General features: G+C 70.0%; 17 protein-coding genes and 2 pseudogenes. 9 read left to right on the top strand and 10 right to left on the bottom strand.

The genetic code is table 11. The features are described from left to right. Positions 1-93: 93 nt before the first annotated feature. Positions 94-276 (bottom strand): annotated as a pseudogene (locus tag G5C60_RS42010) (aldo/keto reductase); the annotation flags it as partial. On the opposite strand from G5C60_RS42010, the gene G5C60_RS42005 reads away from it, so the two are divergent. Next, entirely contained in the window at positions 224-559 is a 336-nt protein-coding gene (locus G5C60_RS42005; RefSeq protein WP_241267461.1) for a hypothetical protein, read from the top strand. The pseudogene G5C60_RS42010 and the gene G5C60_RS42005 overlap by 53 nt on opposite strands. A 364-nt stretch (positions 560-923) precedes the next feature. Further along, positions 924-2,045 carry a Gfo/Idh/MocA family oxidoreductase gene (locus G5C60_RS42000; RefSeq protein WP_165267937.1) on the top strand — a complete coding sequence of 374 codons (1,122 nt, stop codon included), beginning with the start codon at positions 924-926 and terminating at the stop codon, positions 2,043-2,045. Between the two features lie 36 nt (positions 2,046-2,081). On the opposite strand, the gene G5C60_RS41995 is transcribed toward G5C60_RS42000, so the two are convergent. From G5C60_RS41995 to G5C60_RS41975, 5 genes are all read right to left on the bottom strand, one after another. Next, positions 2,082-3,095: a ligand-binding sensor domain-containing protein gene (locus G5C60_RS41995; RefSeq protein WP_165267936.1), complete on the bottom strand. Its 1,014-nt coding sequence runs from the start codon at positions 3,093-3,095 to the stop codon at positions 2,082-2,084. A 425-nt stretch (positions 3,096-3,520) separates the two neighbouring features. After that, positions 3,521-3,742: a hypothetical protein gene (locus tag G5C60_RS41990; RefSeq protein WP_165267935.1), complete on the bottom strand. Its 222-nt coding sequence runs from the start codon at positions 3,740-3,742 to the stop codon at positions 3,521-3,523. A 225-nt stretch (positions 3,743-3,967) separates the two neighbouring features. After that, positions 3,968-4,267 (bottom strand): type II toxin-antitoxin system PemK/MazF family toxin, encoded by a 300-nt coding sequence (locus G5C60_RS41985; RefSeq protein ID WP_165267934.1) that lies wholly within the window; start codon positions 4,265-4,267, stop codon positions 3,968-3,970. After that, positions 4,264-4,494: a hypothetical protein gene (locus tag G5C60_RS41980; protein WP_165267933.1), complete on the bottom strand. Its 231-nt coding sequence runs from the start codon at positions 4,492-4,494 to the stop codon at positions 4,264-4,266. Before G5C60_RS41980 ends, G5C60_RS41985 begins: the two co-directional genes overlap by 4 nt. 75 nt (positions 4,495-4,569) lie before the next feature. Continuing rightward, positions 4,570-5,208: a LysE family translocator gene (locus G5C60_RS41975; protein ID WP_165267932.1), complete on the bottom strand. Its 639-nt coding sequence runs from the start codon at positions 5,206-5,208 to the stop codon at positions 4,570-4,572. A gap of 263 nt (positions 5,209-5,471) precedes the next feature. Between G5C60_RS41975 and G5C60_RS41970 the strand changes: the two genes are divergently transcribed. From G5C60_RS41970 to G5C60_RS41955, 4 genes are all read left to right on the top strand, one after another. Further along, complete coding sequence (locus tag G5C60_RS41970) at positions 5,472-8,195, top strand: helix-turn-helix transcriptional regulator (RefSeq protein ID WP_338146080.1); 2,724 nt, start codon at positions 5,472-5,474, stop codon at positions 8,193-8,195. Between the two features lie 136 nt (positions 8,196-8,331). Beyond that, positions 8,332-9,342, top strand: a complete 1,011-nt coding sequence (locus tag G5C60_RS41965; protein ID WP_165267930.1) for a hypothetical protein — start codon at positions 8,332-8,334, stop codon at positions 9,340-9,342. A gap of 159 nt (positions 9,343-9,501) precedes the next feature. Beyond that, positions 9,502-9,804 carry a hypothetical protein gene (locus G5C60_RS41960; RefSeq protein ID WP_165267928.1) on the top strand — a complete coding sequence of 101 codons (303 nt, stop codon included), beginning with the start codon at positions 9,502-9,504 and terminating at the stop codon, positions 9,802-9,804. Positions 9,805-10,172: 368 nt separating this feature from the next. Further along, on the top strand, positions 10,173-10,472 hold the full coding sequence (locus tag G5C60_RS41955) for a DUF6342 family protein (RefSeq protein ID WP_165267926.1): 300 nt from the start codon (positions 10,173-10,175) through the stop codon (positions 10,470-10,472). A gap of 107 nt (positions 10,473-10,579) precedes the next feature. Here G5C60_RS41955 and G5C60_RS41950 read toward each other — a convergent pair whose 3' ends face one another. The 3 genes from G5C60_RS41950 to G5C60_RS41940 are packed head-to-tail and all read right to left on the bottom strand — an operon-like array spanning position 10,580 to position 12,082. Continuing rightward, positions 10,580-10,975 carry a nitroreductase/quinone reductase family protein gene (locus G5C60_RS41950; RefSeq protein WP_165267924.1) on the bottom strand — a complete coding sequence of 132 codons (396 nt, stop codon included), beginning with the start codon at positions 10,973-10,975 and terminating at the stop codon, positions 10,580-10,582. 1 nt (position 10,976) lies between these two features. Beyond that, positions 10,977-11,219, bottom strand: a complete 243-nt coding sequence (locus tag G5C60_RS41945; RefSeq protein ID WP_165267922.1) for a DUF397 domain-containing protein — start codon at positions 11,217-11,219, stop codon at positions 10,977-10,979. A gap of 11 nt (positions 11,220-11,230) precedes the next feature. Beyond that, a complete protein-coding gene (locus G5C60_RS41940; RefSeq protein WP_165267920.1) occupies positions 11,231-12,082 on the bottom strand; it encodes a helix-turn-helix domain-containing protein in 852 nt (283 codons plus the stop codon). Positions 12,083-12,282: 200 nt separating this feature from the next. Between G5C60_RS41940 and G5C60_RS41935 the strand changes: the two genes are divergently transcribed. After that, positions 12,283-12,747 (top strand): ATP-binding protein, encoded by a 465-nt coding sequence (locus G5C60_RS41935; protein WP_165267918.1) that lies wholly within the window; start codon positions 12,283-12,285, stop codon positions 12,745-12,747. A gap of 96 nt (positions 12,748-12,843) precedes the next feature. After that, on the top strand, positions 12,844-14,361 hold the full coding sequence (locus G5C60_RS41930; RefSeq protein WP_165267916.1) for an alpha/beta hydrolase: 1,518 nt from the start codon (positions 12,844-12,846) through the stop codon (positions 14,359-14,361). Here G5C60_RS41930 and G5C60_RS41925 read toward each other — a convergent pair. Then, a pseudogene (locus G5C60_RS41925) lies at positions 14,358-14,843 on the bottom strand (CehA/McbA family metallohydrolase); the annotation flags it as partial. The gene G5C60_RS41930 and the pseudogene G5C60_RS41925 sit on opposite strands and share 4 nt — an antisense overlap. Positions 14,844-15,020: 177 nt before the next feature. Here G5C60_RS41925 and G5C60_RS41920 point away from each other — a divergent pair. After that, on the top strand, positions 15,021-16,061 hold a 1,041-nt coding region (locus G5C60_RS41920), incomplete at its 3' end, for a serine/threonine-protein kinase (protein WP_165267914.1).

Raw genomic sequence — 16,061 nt, 5'->3', positions numbered from 1 at the left:
GTGGGGCGGGACGTGGGGTCGTACGCGTTGCACGCGTACTCGGAGTTGCAGTCGATCGTGTGGCCGGGGTGACGTGGCCGGCACCCGGTCCGTGTCGTAGCGCTCGCCGGAGGCCGGGGTCAGGTCGTTCAGGCGGGCGACGTGGCCGGCAGTGAGCTCGATGTGGTCGGCGGCGGCGTTCTCCTCCAGCCGGGCGACTCGCTTGGTGCCGGGGATGGGCGCGATGTCGTCACCCTGGGCGAGCAGCCAGGCCAAGGCGACCTGCGCGGGGCCGGCCGCCTACGCCACGCGCGCCCCGGAGAAGCCCACCGCACAGGCTGTGGCCTTGGCGTTCCTCCGCGGAGCGGTCTGCACCACGACCCCTCCCGGCGGCCCCTCCGGGTGCCTGACCGTGCAGGGTGCGCCGGCGTCGAGCGACGAGAGCCGGGCCGTCCACGACCTGCTTGTCGACTGGCGCAACGACGCGGGGGTCCGCCTCGGGGGCGCTTCCGGCGCGCCGTCGACGAGGGTGATCTTCCGCGCGACGCCGACCCTCGGCGTCTTGCCCGGTTCGTCATGACGATGAGTTTCGGCATCGCAGTGCAGGCCGCCAACGGCCTCGGTCCTGCTGAGCTCGATGAGATCGTCGACACGGCGTTGCTCGGCCGGCCTGCGTAGCGGCTGCACCCCTTCGCTCACCCCGGTGAGACATTCTCCTCGCATGAGGGCCGTGACGGTGTGGCAAAATTTCGGTACCGTTCGGGACAGAAGTTTCGAGCAGTGGTTCCTCCCCCTGCCGACGATCACCGCGACGAAACCGTCAAGGGCCGTCGCGAAACACCGAACATGACCTCCGCTCCGGGGGCCGAAGAAGGGGATCATGTCCGACACGGGCACGCCCGCCAAGGAGTGGCTCGGCGCCGAGACCCTGAGGCGGCAGCTCGGTGCCTGACCCCCGTAAGCCGATCGGCGTCGGCATCGTCGGCCTGAGCGCCACGGGAGGCTGGGCGGCCGGGGCTCACCTGCCCGCGCTGAACGCCGTCGACGGGATCGAGCTTCGCGCGCTGGCGGCGAGCTCCGAAGCCTCTGCCCAGGCCGCAGGAGTGGCGTATGGCGTACCCGCGTACACGTCGGTCGAGCAGCTCGCCGGCGACGAGAACGTCGACCTCGTCGTTGTCGCCGTCAAAGTGCCTCAGCATCGCGAACTCGTGTTGCCCGTGCTGAAGGCGGGAGTGCCGGTGCTCTCCGAGTGGCCGCTCGCCGTCGACCTGCGCGAGGCCGAGGAGATGGAGCATGCCGCCGGGACGACGCGCACCTTCGTCGGTCTTCAGGGACGCTCCTCGCCCACCTTCCGCTGGCTGGCCGACCTGGTGTCCGAAGGATTCGTGGGGGAAGTACTCTCCGCCACCGTCGTGGCGTCCTCGACCGAATGGGGCACTCCGGTGTCTCAGAACATGGTCTACACGCTCGACCGCAAGCTCGGGGCCACGATGCTGACCATCGCGTTCGGACACGCGATCGACCTGGTGTCGATGGTCGTCGGCGAGCTTCAGGAAGTGGTTGCTACGACCGCGACCCGGCGCCGCCAGGTTCCCCTCGGGCACACCGGGCAGGTCGTTCCGATGACCGCCGAGGACCAGATCGCGATCTCGGGCACCGTGGCGGGCGGGGCGGTCCTGTCCGTCCACCACCGCGGAGGCGCGGCATCGGGTGCAGGGTTCTCTCTGATCATCGACGGCACGGAGGGGAGACTGGAGATCACCGCCGCCGAGTTCCCGCACATCGGTCCGGTCACGGTGTGTGGCACACGCAGCGGCGGTCGGCCTGCGAAGCTCACGCTGCCCAGCGGCTACGACGACTATCCCGGCCTGGCCGGAACAGTGATCCACACGCTGGTGCACGCCTACGCCGCGATTCGGGACGACCTCATCCACGGAACGGCCGTCGCCCCGGACTTCACCCACGCCGTCAAGCGCCACCGACTCCTTGACGCGATCGTACGGTCCGCCGCCACAGGCCAACGAAAAGCCCTCCACCCTTACGTTGCAGGACGCGCCACCGACTGATCCAGGAAGACCGTGTCGAGCCGGGGCACGGTGCTGTCAGGCTTCGAGGCGTTCCGTGTATGCCTCGGTCGGCGGGAAGGGTGTGGGACTCGTCATGCCCGCCGACCAGAATCCCGCGGTGCCGGGAATGGGCGTCACGTCGTTGAGGTACGGCGCCGTCGCCGCGCCTGCTGGGCCTCGTACGACGGTCCAGGCGCCGCCGTCCTGGCGCAGGTAGGTGCTGCGGGTCTGGTCCTGGTAGTTCCAGCCCGATATCCATGCGGCGCGGCCCTGTGCGTCGCCCGCGATTCCGGTCAACGACCCGACGGTGAAGCCCGGTTGCACCCGTGTCCAGGCCGTGCCGTCCCAGTGGGCCAGAGCGGGGTTGCCGGGGCGCCCCACGGGTCCGCCGACGCCGGCCTCGGTGCCCACCGCCCAAACGTCGTCCGGACCGGCCGGGTGCAGATCGCTGATGCCCAGACGGAGGCCTGTGATCGGAGGCAGGACCGTCCACGCTCCGTTCCAGCGGGCCACGAGTCCGGACCATCCTCCGCCGGTTGCCTGGTCGCCGCTCACCCAGACCTCGTCCGGCGAGCGCAGTACGACCCGGTACAGGTTCGCGCTCGTGACAGGCAGTGGGTCCAGCCATCGCCATTGCCGCCCGTTCCCGTGCAGCAGGCGGGCGCTGCCGCCCCGGGTGCCGCAGACCCACACCCGCCGGTCGGGGCCGACCGCCACCGCCTCCAGGCGGACGCCCGGTTCGCCCATGCCTGGGAACGCGGCCTCGCGCCAGGTGGTTCCGTCCCAGCGCAGCAGCGGGCTCGTGCCCTCGGCCGCCAGGCCCACACTCCACGCCGCGGTGGAGCAGACACCGGCGACGTCGCTCAACCGCGTGTGGGTCAGATGAGACAGGTCGGTCTTCGACCAGGCGCTGCCGTTCCAGAGCATGGCCAGCCCTCGTCCTCGCGACGGCCCGGCGAGGCCCTCCTCGCCCACGGCCCAGGCCAGTCGGGGTCCGGCGGCGGCGATGCGGCGTAACTGCGCGGCCGGGGTACTGCCGGGCGCCGGCACGGCCTGCCAGCCTTGCGTACGGGGCGCCGGCGCGTCGCCCCGGACCGAGCCCGAGCCCGATCCCGATCCCGATCCCGAACCCGAACCCGAACCCGAACCGAGCGTGATTCCCGAAAGCGCGCCGATCGTCCCTGCCACAAATCGTCTTCGTCTCACTGCTGGTCCCTCCATGCGGGTAGGAGAGACCACCGTGAACCAGCGAAGTTCAGAGGTATAGGTGCGTACGTGACAAAATCTGGGCCCAACTACCCGGTGTACAAGGGGAGTTCGGCCACTGAAAGGTGACCCGGCCCAGTCGGCCGGATCGACGACTGCCGCTGACGGCCGCCACCGCTTCCCGGCCCGGCACGCCGTCGCCGAGTCGGCCGCCGACCTGGCTGAACCCGCCTCCACGGCCCCTTCGCCCGGCCCCCCCTGAGTAATCGCTACTCAGGTCTTCTGGCTCTCGCCGGCACAGTCGCCGCGACCACCATGCTCGCCCTCGGGAAGGGCGGTACCGCATCGGCGGCGAACGGCTTCGAGGAGGTGCTCGTCACCGGATCGATCACTGTCGTCGACGACGGCAGCTCGCGCCCGACGGTGACGACCCCCTTCACCCGCGGGGTTGTACTGTCCGCCGCGAACCCCACGAAGAAGATCGTGGTCAAGGCCGACTGCGCAGGGAGCGAAGTTCGCGCCGTGCTGAATCTGGAGGTCACCCGCACCCAGGAGGGCCGGGTCAACGTCCACGCCGTCCCCGGCGGGGGCTGCTCCGCCCGGATGGTCTTTGGCCCTCCGGAGTACCGCATCCCACAGGGACGGCGCTGCACGCGTACAGCGAGGTGCGGGCGATCGTGTGGCCGGGCTGACGCCGACGGGGCCACCCGGCCGCGCTACAGGTCGAAGACGGCTCGGAGTCCGATCTCGACGGCTTCCATGACGCGTTCGTCGACCGGCCCCAGGTCTTCGGTGAAACGGGGGGCGGACAACGTGCGGAACTCGCCCAGCACGATGGTGCCTGATGAGGGGGCGCTGACCGGAATGTCGACCAGCGTCGCCTCACGCACCTGCTGCGGGTAGATCAGTACGCAGGTGGCGGTCTTGTTCTGTGCGTTGAGAGCGTCGGACGAGATCACCAGGACGTGGGCGGGACCCCCGGCGAAGGACAGCTGGTAGATGTGCCCGCGGTTCACCGGCCTGCCACCCGCGCCCAGCGCTCCAGGGTGGCGTCCTCACTCTCGGCAGGCTCTGCGGCGGTGGTCACTATCCCCGCCTCGGCCCGCACGCGCGCGGACTTCTCCAACTGCTCGGCGAGCATCTGGCGGCGCAGTATCCGGGCGGTGTAGGCGGAGGCGTTCCCCTTGGCCTTCACGAACGCGGCTACGTCATCGGGCAGGCTCATCGTCATGTTGATCGTCATGCGGGCATCATACTCCCCCCATGCGTAAGGTATGGCAGCCGCAGGACGTCCGGCCGGACCGGATCGGCGGGGCGGCTACTCCTTGCGCCCCGTCGCGGCGACCGTGACGCCGAGGCCCACCATGGTGAGTCCGCCGACCCCGCCGACCAGGGAGAGCCGCCGCGGTGACCGGGCGAACCAGCCCCGTGCGGTGGCGGCGACCAGCCCCCACACGGTGTCGGACGCCAGCGCGATGACGTTGAAGACCAGGCCGAGCAGCAGCATCTGGGCCACGACGTGACCTTGGGCGCGGTCGACGAACTGTGGCAGTACGGCGGCGAAGAACACGATGGTCTTGGGGTTGGCGATCCCGACCGCGAACCCTTCCCACAGCGTGCGCAGACCGCCGGCCGCGGGCGCGTCACCGCTGAACGCCGCCTGCAACGAACCCCGTTGCCGCCACGCCTTCACGCCCAGGTACACCAGGTAGGCGCCACCCGCCAGTTTCAGCGCCGTGAAGACGAGGACGGAGCGCTCCACGACGGAACCGATACCCAGCGCCACGGCCACGACGAGCACGTACGCGCCGATCGTGTTTCCCACGACGGTGGTCAGCGCGGCGCGTCGCCCCTGCGCCAGCGCCCGCCCGACCACGAACAGCACGCTCGGACCGGGCACCATGATCAGCAGGAAGGACATGGCCGCGAAGGCGAGCAGTCGGTCGGTGGACACCATGGGGCCATGCAACACAGGGAGGTTCGCCCAGCGCATCCCCTTTTTGGCTGTGAATGACGTCTGCACGACAGCCCCCAGGCCTCTCCGCAACCGCCGTCCCCTCTCCGTCGCCACGCGAACAGCCCGTCGAATGAGGCATAGGAGGCGTGGGCGGCGTAGGAGGTGAGACGAACGGGGGCGGCTGCTTCGCGGGCGTCCCGGCCATGGACTGCGTGTCGCTTCCCCGCGACGATGCGCGGGGACCGACGACATGGAGGTGCTCCGTGGATGCCCCCTTTGTAGGACGCACTGAGGCGCTCGCACTGCTGGAGCAGGCGCTGGACCGGGCGCGTACGGGCGTCCCGCAACGAGTGCTGGTGGAGGGCCGGGCGGGCATCGGCAAGACGGCTCTCGTACGGCGGTTCATGGCCCTCGCGGGCCTGCCGCGTGTGCTGTACGCCGAGGGGGACGAGGCCGAGTCCGGCCTGGCCTTCGGGGTGTTGGGCCAGTTGCTGGCCGACGCTCCCGGCGCACCGGCGGGCGGCGACGGATGGGTGGACTCGTCGGCCGCGGGGGCGGCGCTGATCGAGGTCATCGGCAAGGCGCAGGGTCCCGGCGGGGACACGGTGGCCGTCGTGGTCGACGACGCGCAATGGGCCGACCATCCCTCCTTACAGGCCCTGACCTTCGCGGTGCGGAGACTGCGTGCCGACCGGGTGGTCGCGATCGTGGTGGTACGGGACATCCACGCCCCGCTGCTGCCGGAGGGGCTGCGCCGACTGTGCACGACCGCGGACTCGGTGCGGATCAGACTCGAAGGGCTGGCCCCTGCCGAACTCCGCCTCCTCAGCCGCCGACTGGGCACCGGACGGCTCACGGCCCGGGCGGCCGCGCGGCTGCACACGCACACCGCGGGCAACCCCCTGTACGCCCAGGTACTGCTCGAACAGACAGGCCTCGGTCTGCTCGACGACCTGGAGCGCTCCGGCAGCACCCTGCCCGCTCCGAAGTCCTTCACCGCGCTCGTGCTGGCCAGGCTCTCCGCCTGTGCCCCCGCGACCGAGGCCCTGGTGTGCGCGGCAAGCGTGCTCGGTGTCCACGGCGCTCTCGACGCGGCCGCCGTACTCGCCGGCCAGGACAATCCGCTGCCCGCCCTGGAACAGGCCGTGTCCGCGGGACTGTTGACCGAACGGGTGGGCGATCACGTGGTGCGTTTCCCGCACCCGCTCATCCATGCCGCCGTCTACCACCAACTCGGCCCCGCCCGGCGGGCCGCGCTGCATCTGCGCGCCGCCGGCCTCACCGGTGACGAGGCGCTGGCCCTGCGCCATCGGGCCTGCGCGGCGACCGGTCCGGATCGTGCGCTGGCGGCGGACCTGGCCGCGCTCGGCCGTCGGCTCGCCTCCGAGAGGGCCTGGTCGAGCGCCGCAGGACAGCTGTCCACCGCCGCCAGGCTGAGCCCCGACCGGGCCGCGTACGAACAGTTCACCCTGGAGGCCGTCGAATGCAGGGTGCTCGCGGGCGAGGTGCCCGACGCCGCCGAAGCCGCCGAGCGGATCCAGGGGTTCGCCCAGAGCGCCTGGCGCAGCTACCTCCTGGGCCGGCTCACCCTGTTCGACATGGACCGGTCCGAGGCGCTGCTGCGCGATGCGTGGAAACGCTGTGACCCCGAGACCGAGCCGGTGCTCGGCGCGCGGATCGCCGGCCAGTTCGCCGCGCTGTACGGAAGCATGCTGCACGGCACCGACCAGGCCGAATGGGCGCAACTGGCACTGCGGCTCGCGCCCGACTCCACCGCCACCGACATGATCCGCTTTCTGGCGATCAGCGGGCAGGCGATGAGCGGCCGGGCCGCGCAGGCCCTCGCCGCGCTGGGCCGACTGGAAGCCGACCCCGCCGTCGCCTCCCCCACGGAACTCGAGGAGCTCATGGGGCGGGGCGTACTGCGCGGGTACACCGGCGATCTGGCGGGCGCGGTACGGGACTTGACGGGAGTCCTCGGTGCCTGCCACTCGCGCTCGACGATGTTCCGGGTGATCGCCGCGACCATACTTGCCTGGTACGAGTACCAGACGGGCCACTGGGACGACTCGTTGGTCCACTGCGATCTGGCGCTGTCCCTGGCAGCCGACACCGACCAGCCCCACATCGCCTTCAGCTGCCACATGAACGCCGCGCTGGCCCGCTCCGCCCGCGGAGACTGGGCCGAAGCCGCCGAACACGTGCGTGTCACCCGGGAGTACGCGGCCTCGGGCCACCTCTATCCCCTGTTGCAGGCAGCTCTCTGCGCGGCCTACCTGGCCCGCGCCCGCGGGCGCCCCGAGGAGGTCGTCGCCGCCCTGGAACCTCTGCTCGCACTCGGCAGGCGCGGCCCGTTCGAGGAACCGGGGATGATTCCCTGGCCGGATGTTCTCGCCGACGCCTGGACCGTGCTCGGCGAACACAAACGCGCTGAGGAAGCCCTGGGCCCGTACGAAGAGCTGGCGGCCGAGCGCGCCCATCACGGCGCCCTGGCGCTCGCCGCCCGCAGCCGCGGAAATCTGGAGGCCGCGCGGGGCGACGCCGCTGCGGCCGAGCAGGCCTTCCGGACCGCTCACCGGCACGCCGAGCACGAGCGGTTGCCGTTCGACCGGGCGCTGCTGCACCTCGCGCACGGACAGTTCCTGCGCCGGGCCGGCAAGCGCACCCTGGCGGGCGAGCAGTTGCGGGCCGCCAGGGAGATTCTCGTACGACTGGATGCCAAGCCCGACCTGGAGCGCTGCGAAAGGGAGTTGGCGGCCTGCGGTCTTGAGACCGGGGAGCGCAGAACCCGCGAGGCGGCTCTCCTCACCCCGCAGGAGCTGGCGGTGGCCCGCAGGGTGGCGTCCGGGCTCACCAACCGGCAGGTGGCCCGCGAACTCGTCATCAGCGTCAAGACCGTCGAATACCATCTCGGCCGGCTCTACCCGAAGCTCGGCGTCGACTCGCGCACCCAGCTCGCCTCCAGGCTCGCCGGCGGACAGGACTAGGGAGCTCCCGGGGACGCTCCCCGGTGCCGCCACACGGCCCGCCGCCTAGCGTCGGTTGTGCCTTCGGGGGAACGCCCCCGGAGGGAAGTCCGACTCGGGGGAGCGTACCGAAATGCCCGGTAACACCGATTCCATCGTGACCACCATTCCCAACGCCAAGGTCAGGGCAGTGGCCGAGCGTGTGGTGCAGGAGTTCCAGCTCGCCGCGGACAAGGTCGCGGCGCACCACGGGGAGTCCGCCAGGTTCCCCATGCCGTCAGGCGGTTCCGCGACGGAGCACCTGCTGGCCAAGCGGTTCATGACCCTTGCCGAGGGCCAGAAGAAGGAGGCCGCGGAGCGGGTCGCCGCGGACCTGAAGGCCGGGTCAGCCCGCTCGAAGAAGCTCGGCGACCTCGCCAAGGTCGATCTGCGGTCCCCGACTCCGGTCGAGGCCCAGGTCCGGAACCTCCCGTTCCCGGAGAAGCTGAAGTTCCCGGCCGACGAGCTGCGCGAGGTGCCCGCCTCCGCGGTCCCGGAGAGCGCACAGGCGACGACCGCCGCGCCGCTGAACAAGCTGGAACTGCGGATCCACCGGGTGCGGTGCCTGGATGAGACAAGCGACTCGGGGGAGGACGAGATCGACCTCGGCGGCACCTGCGTCGACGAGAGCGGCGACGTCAAGAAGATCTCCGCGTTCAGGGTGGACAGCTTCCACACCGGCGAGGTGCAGTCGTATGTGCCGCCGAGGCGGTTCACCTACTTCAGCCTGAGCGAGGGCGCGACGTTCCCCAAGTGGTACCACGTCACCCTGGTGTTGGCGGAAGCGGACTGGGGCGGCGTCGCGGACTTCCTCGACGACCTGCTCGCCAAGGTCAAGAAGCAGGTCGTCGAGGCGATCGCAAAGGCCATCGGCGGGGCGCTCGGTTCACTCGCAGGGCCCATCGGGGCCGCCATCGGCGTCGCTGTGGGCTGGGCGGTGACCGAGATCTTCAAGTACCTCAGCCGTGTGTGGGGCGACGACGTCTTCAATCCGGTAACCGTCCGCGTCGCCATTCCGTCCCTGACCAGCCGCTGGTCCACCGGTTCGGACAGCCCTGAGTCCACGGTGGGGTTCACGGGGCACGGTGGCAGGTACGACCTGGTCTTCGACTGGCGGATGTTCGCCTGACAGCTGCTCGGAAGTGGGAGTGGTGTGCGCTCCAAGCGGTGCCGCCGTTGGCCGAGGCCAACGGCGGCACCGTCGTGTCGTGTCGCGTCGGGGACGGTCCCGGTGTCGTGGCGGACCATGGCAGGCGCGGTTCGTCATGCGGTTCGTCATACTGCGCGCATGCACTTCGGGGTGGTCGTAGCGATCCTTTACTGCGTGCAGTTCAGCCGGGAACTGGGCGAGAGCGAGGTCGAGCGCATTGCTCGCATGATGCTGGAGCAGCCGTTCTACGACCTGACCACGGAGGAGGAGTACGCCTCGATCACGGCGGCGCTCGCCGAGGACTCCTGGGATCGGGACCTGTCCTGGCAGCCGCATGACGAATCGTCAGTACGGGACTTCCTGCGGCGTCTGCTGGAACGTCTGGACGAACTGCGGCCGTGGCGGGAACCGCCGTTCCGCGCTCTCGGGCTGGACCGCTGAGGACGAGCTGCGGGCGCGTTCCCGTCACCCGCTGCGGGACTGAACGACGAGCCGCCTCGCCCCTCGCGTGCCCGCCTCTCACTCCCGCACACCGAACAAATACATGCCCCTTTCCTCGCAAGACTTGCCGGAATTCGCTAACACACCATTTCTGATGATCCAGGAAAATAAATACCTACATTGTTCTATATCCCTGGATGGTCGAACTATGTATGTTACCAATGTATTCGGGCGACGCCGTATATCGCCCGAACAGGGAAGATCTTTCACTGGGGAGCGGGCACGTCTTGTCGGGCTTCACGCATGGAACGACGCTGTTGCGGCCCGAGAGAAGAGATACGGCCCGCCGAGACTTGAGAGGAAGCCTCATGCCTGATATCGATCTCGGACTGGCGACGGACTGGGAAGAGGGCGACACGCACGGGCGCGTCAAGCTGCGGCCGAACCAGGTCTACCCGAACTCTCCCAAGAAGGACGTGCTCATCAGTTCGCCGGTGAGTATCGAGCTGTCGGTGAACACGAACTTATCCACCTCTCAGGAGGCGGACAAGGTCTACTTCACGACCCACCACGGCCGCACAAAGAAGGTCATCGCGATACTCGACTCCAACGGCGACCTGTACATCGCCGGTCGCCTGATCACCGAGCAGAAGGACCTGAGGTACTAGGGACTGTCCGGTTCACTCCTGCGGACATAGCGTGCCGTGCCGGTGGGTCTGCCGCCATTGCTGTCACAGCGTTGGCGGTGGGCCCGCTGGTCTTCCGGTGGCCTGGCTCAGTCGGTCAGATCGACCCGTACCGTCAGCAGATTCGTGCCGACCGCACGCACCGCGGCGCTGTTCATCCGCGGCAGGGACTTGAGGCGGGCGCGGGCGTCGTCCTCGGGCAGCAGGTGGGCCGTGCCGTTGTGCCAACGCCCGTTGACGCGGACCCGGACGTGCGGGTCCGCCTGGATGTTCCGTACGTACTGCGACTTCTCGCCGTACTCGGAGACCAGCCAGAACTCCTGGCCGACGCGGCGCCCGCCGACCGGCGTCCGGCGCGGCAGCCCCGACTTCCGTCCCGTGGTCTCCAGGAGGGTCTGGAAAGGCAGCCGCCTGGACAGCGGGTTGGCGACCCGTCGCTGGAGCGAGGTGACGGCACGGAACTTGAGTTCGTTGAAGCCTGACATGTCAGTTCTGCTGTCCCTTGAGCGTGCGGAGGAGGGCGCTGAAGGTGGTGGGGGTGGTCGAGAGTATGGAGTGGGTGGGGTCGCTGCTTTCGGTGAGATGGATCGTTTTCGCAGGGGTGGCGGCGACGTGGACGCACGCCTCGCCTTCCTGGCAGTACGACGACTTCAGTGCGGTCGCGGCGACGTGGACGCAGGCGTCGCCTTCCTGGCAGTAGGACGACTTCTGCCAGTCATGGGTGGGCATGAGGCTCCTCTTCACAGGTCTTGGGCGATGGCGTGGATCAGGTCGCGGGACTTCTGGGGGCTCAGGGCGATGGCCTCCACGATGTCGAGCAGGTTCCGGTACTTCTCCAAGAGTGCTTCGGCGTCCAGCAGTACGGGACCGTGGAACTGGTCGAGTTGCGCGGTATCGAGCTGTGGGACGGGGCCGTGCAGGTAGTTGATGGACTGACCCGACCCCGGGAACGCGCCGACGTCGAACGGGAGTACCCGTACGGTGATGTGGTCCCGCTCGCCCATGTCGAGCAGGTGCTGGAGTTGGGCGCGGGCCACGTCCCGGCCGCCGACGCGCATGCGCAGGGCCGCTTCGTGGATGACGGTCCGGTACGGGACCGGGTCCGCCCGGTAGATGACGTCCTGCCGCATGATGCGGTGCGAGACGCGGTGCTCGACCTCGGGCGGTGTGGGTGCGGGGATCACGTGACGGAAGATCTCGCGGGCATGGTCATGTGTCTGGAGCAGTCCCGAGATGTGGGTGCTGTACGCCGTGCGTACGGCGGTGGCGTGGTGCTCCAGTTCGGCGAGATCGAGCAACCCTGACGGCAGGATCTCCCGGTACGTCTCCCACCAGCCGTGCGTCTTGTCCATCGCCATACCGACCAGGGCCTCGATGAACGCCTGGTCGGAGCAGCTGTACGCGCGGGCCATGGCTCGGAGGCGTTCAGGGCTCACGCCGAACCGGGCCGACTCGATGTTGCTGAGTTGACCCTGACTGATCCCGAGCGTACGTGCGGCCTCGGTCGCGGTCATGCCCGCTCGCTCGCGCATCTTGCGCAGCTCCACGGCGAGCCGTAGGCGGCGGGCCGACGCGGCCGGCTTGGGGGGCATGCGAACTCCTCTTAGTCAGCGGCGAGTTGGGCCGTCACCCACATGAGGGAAGTATGGCGAAGTTTCCGCAGATTCCACAAAAGTTATTTGTGAGTGCCCTATCTTCATCGTCAGGCGCCCCACTCAGAAGCACCCCGCTCGACGGAGCGGCCTGGTCACTGAGCAACCATCCAACTCCCCTCCGTGATCGGAGACCACCCATGGCCACCGTATCTCCGCCCTGGTCCTACGCCCTCCAACTCCCGCACGATCCACGCGCACCGGGTATCGCCCGCGCAACCCTCCGCACCGTGCTCGTCGCCCATGGTCTGACCGAACTCGCCACCACCGCCGAGCTGGTGGCCTCCGAACTGCTCACCAACGCGCACTTGCACACCGAGGGCCCGTACGCCCTGCGGCTGTGCCTCGCCGACTCCGGGCGGCTCCGGGTCGGAGTGTGGGACGCCGACCCGAAGGTCCCGCCCGGCTTCGGCGGACCACCGGGGGTCCTGGACGTCCCGGGCGCCCAGGACGACGTACCCCCGGAAGCCGAACACGGCCGCGGCCTGCACCTCGTACGGGCCTGCGCGGACGCGTGGGGCGTGCACGTGCTGCGTGAACCGGGCGCGTCGAAGGGCGGCAAGCTGCTGTGGGCCGATTGCGGGCACGGGACGGTGTCGCGGTGAGCGCGCCGGCGTGGGCCCCGACAGGGTGCCAACCCCCTGAAAACAGGCCGGTTAGCCGGATGGCACGACCGGAGTCGATCCCTGAGTCTCTTCCGCATGATGAAAACCGAGCGAGCCAAGCGAAACGTCAAATTGATCGCCGCGTCCGCCACTGTCGCCGCGATTCTCGGGCCCGCCGTGCCCCTTGCCGCGGCGGCCTCAACTCCCAGTTCCCCCAAGCCCCTTGAGTGGGAGAAGTGCGAGGGGAGCGGGCTCGACCCACGGCAGGAGTGCGCGACCGTCGAGGTGCCGATGGACTACTCCGATCCCGGCGGCAAGAAGATCGGTATCGCGGTCTCCCGTATCCCCAGTGAGAAGCCGGCCGTACGCCGCGGGGCCTTATTGCTGATCGCCGGCGGGCCCGGCGGCGGCAGTCTGGACGAGATCTCCGGGAAGGGGCAGAAGCTGCCGCAGGAGGTACGGAACGCGTACGACCTGATCGGGTTCGATCCCCGGGGGGTCGGCCGCTCCGCCCCGGTCAGCTGCGGTCTCGATCGCGGTGACCTGGTCAGGTCCAAGTACTTCCCCTGGCCCGCCCCGGACGGGTCCGTCACCGAGAACATGGTCACCGCCCGGCGGGCGGCCGCCGCCTGCGAGCGCAACGGTGGCGAGCTGATGCGGCACATCAGTACCGCCGACAACGCTCGCGACATCGACCGTATCCGGGCGGCGCTCGGCGAGCGGAAGCTGTCCGCGTGGGGTCTCTCGTACGGGTCGTATGTCGGCGTCGTCTACGCCCAGTTGTTCCCGCACCGTACCGACCGCTTCGTGCTGGACAGCAACCTGGACGGGAACGGCGATCGCGTTCATGGCCAGGTCGGCCGCGCCTTGTGGGCGGGGTTCGAGGCTGGTGTCGAGGACGTCTTTCCGGAGTTCGCCAAGTGGGCTTCGAAGCCCGGAAACCAGTACCGCCTTGCGGACACGGCGGCGGAGGTGCGGCCGCTCCTCCTGCGGCTCGCCGCGCGGCTGGACCGCGAGCCGATCCCGTGGCCGGGCGCCGACACGGCCGAGTTGACCGGCAACGTGCTGCGCCAGGCCATGGTGGACGCGTTCTACGACCCCGACGAAGGCTTCCCGGCTCTGGCCCAGCTGATCCTGTCCGCGCGGAAGGGCACCGTCCCGCCCGCGCCCGAGCCGCCCCCCGAGCCGCTCATACAGAACGCCCTCGCCGTCATCCACGCCACCACCTGCAACGACAGCGAGTGGCCCGAGTCAAGTGCGCAGTACCAGAGGGAAGTTGACCAGAGCCGGACCACGTATCCACTGACCGCGGGGATGCCGAGGAACGCGACCGCCTGCGCGGCCTGGCCCTATCCGCTGAAGCAGGATCCGGTACGGATCAACGACCGGGGCCCGTCCACCATCCTGCTCGTGCAGAACGAGCGCGACCCGGCCGCCCCGCTGAGCGGCGCCCGCAGCCTCCGCGCCGCCCTCGGTGAGCGCGCCGTCATGGTGACCGTCGACTCCACCGGGCACGACGCCTACCTCGGCAACGGCAACGCCTGCGGAGACCGGACCGTCTCCCGCTATCTGGCGACGGGCGAACGGCCCGCCCGGGACACCTACTGCCGTTAACGCCCCAAGAAGATCGGGTTCGTGAACGCCGCCAGTGCCCCCGGAAGCGGTGCGACCGCCGCCTCATGGCGCAGTTCCGCCCGTACGTACGCCGCGTACTGAGCCGTCGTACGCCACTCCACCGTGCCCGAGCCGGAGACGGGGAGGACGGGGCTCGTATGCAGGACGCCCTGGTCCGTGACGAAACGGGCCGTGCAGCGAGGGGCGCCCGTGACCTCCAGGCGGACCGTGACCGGGGCGTCGCGGTCCACCTTCAGCCGGCCGCCGATACCCGCGTGTTCGCTCTTGGGGCCCGAGGCGGTGAAGGACAGCGACACCGACTTGGACTCGGCGACGTAGGAGCGGCCCGCCTTCAGGCCCTCCTGGATCGCCTCGCGGGTCAGGTCGTCGGCGAGGACGACCGTCTGCGGGGTGCCGACGGGGTCGGGGTGGCGGTGGGCATCGCTGTTGCCCATCGCCGGGATCCAGCCCCGGCCCTCGCGGAAGGGCGGCAAGCTGCTGTGGGCGGATTGCGGGTACGGGACGGTGACGCGGTGAGCGCCCCGGCGTGGGCCATGTGACACAGGGCCCACGAGTCGATGGGCACGGGTAGCCACACGTCACTCGTGTCCCTCCCCTATCCTCGTGCGCACGCGCAGCCGGGGGGAAAGGGAGCACGCATGAATGGGTTGGACCCGGCTGATCCGGGCTGGATCGGCGGTTATCGACTGCTCGGCAGGCTCGGTGAGGGTGGCATGGGGCGGGTGTATCTGGCCCGTTCCGAGCGTGGCCGTACGGTCGCGGTCAAGGTCGTGCAGGAGGAGCTGGCCCGCCGGCCCGACTTCAGGCGGCGCTTCGCGCAGGAGGTGAAGGCGGCTCGGCGGGTCGGCGGCGAGTGGACCGCGCCCGTGCTCGACGCCGACACGGAGGCGCCGACGCCCTGGGTCGCCACCGGCTACGTCGCCGGACCCTCGCTCGCCGAGGTGGTGGACACGCAGTACGGGCCGCTGCCCCCCAAGTCCCTGCGGGCGCTGGCGATCGGGCTCATCCGCGCCCTCCAGGCCATCCACGGGGCGGGGCTCGTGCACCGGGACCTCAAGCCGTCCAACGTCCTGGTGACCATCGACGGGCCCCGCGTCATCGACTTCGGTATCGCGCGCGCCCTCGACACGGCCGTGCAGTCCGCCGACGGGCTCACCAGGCCCGGCGCCCTCGTGGGGTCGCCGGGCTTCATGGCGCCCGAGCAGGTGCGCGGGGAGCGGGTGATGTTCGCGAGCGACGTCTTCTGCCTTGGTGCCGTGCTGGCGTACAGCGCGACGGGTCGGCTGCCGTTCGGCACCGCCGAGGGCGGCATCCACTCACTGCTCTTCCGCATCGCGGAGGAGGAGGCGGATCTCACGGGGATACCCGAGCCGTGGCAGGGCCTGATCGCGGCCTGTCTCACGAAGGACCCGGCCGGGCGGCCCTCGCTGGACACGCTGTTGGCATCCGTCGAGGGCTCGGAGGGCAAGGCGGAGGGTACGGGTGGCGCGTGGCTGCCCGGCGAGGTGCTTGCGGAGCTGGGCAGGCACGCCGTACGGCTCCTGGACAGCGAGGACCCGGAGGGCCGCACGCTTGCCGAGCGCGCGACGGACCATGGCCCGAGCCCCGCGCCGGCCCCGAGTCCCGTACCGGGCTTCGGCCCTCCCCTCCCGTACTCCCCGACGGCACCCTCCTGGCAG

Origin of the sequence: Streptomyces scabichelini (assembly GCF_011045015.1) — a bacterium.
In the GTDB taxonomy this organism is placed as follows: domain Bacteria; phylum Actinomycetota; class Actinomycetes; order Streptomycetales; family Streptomycetaceae; genus Streptomyces; species Streptomyces scabichelini.
This window is presented reverse-complemented; position numbering and strand designations above follow the sequence as displayed.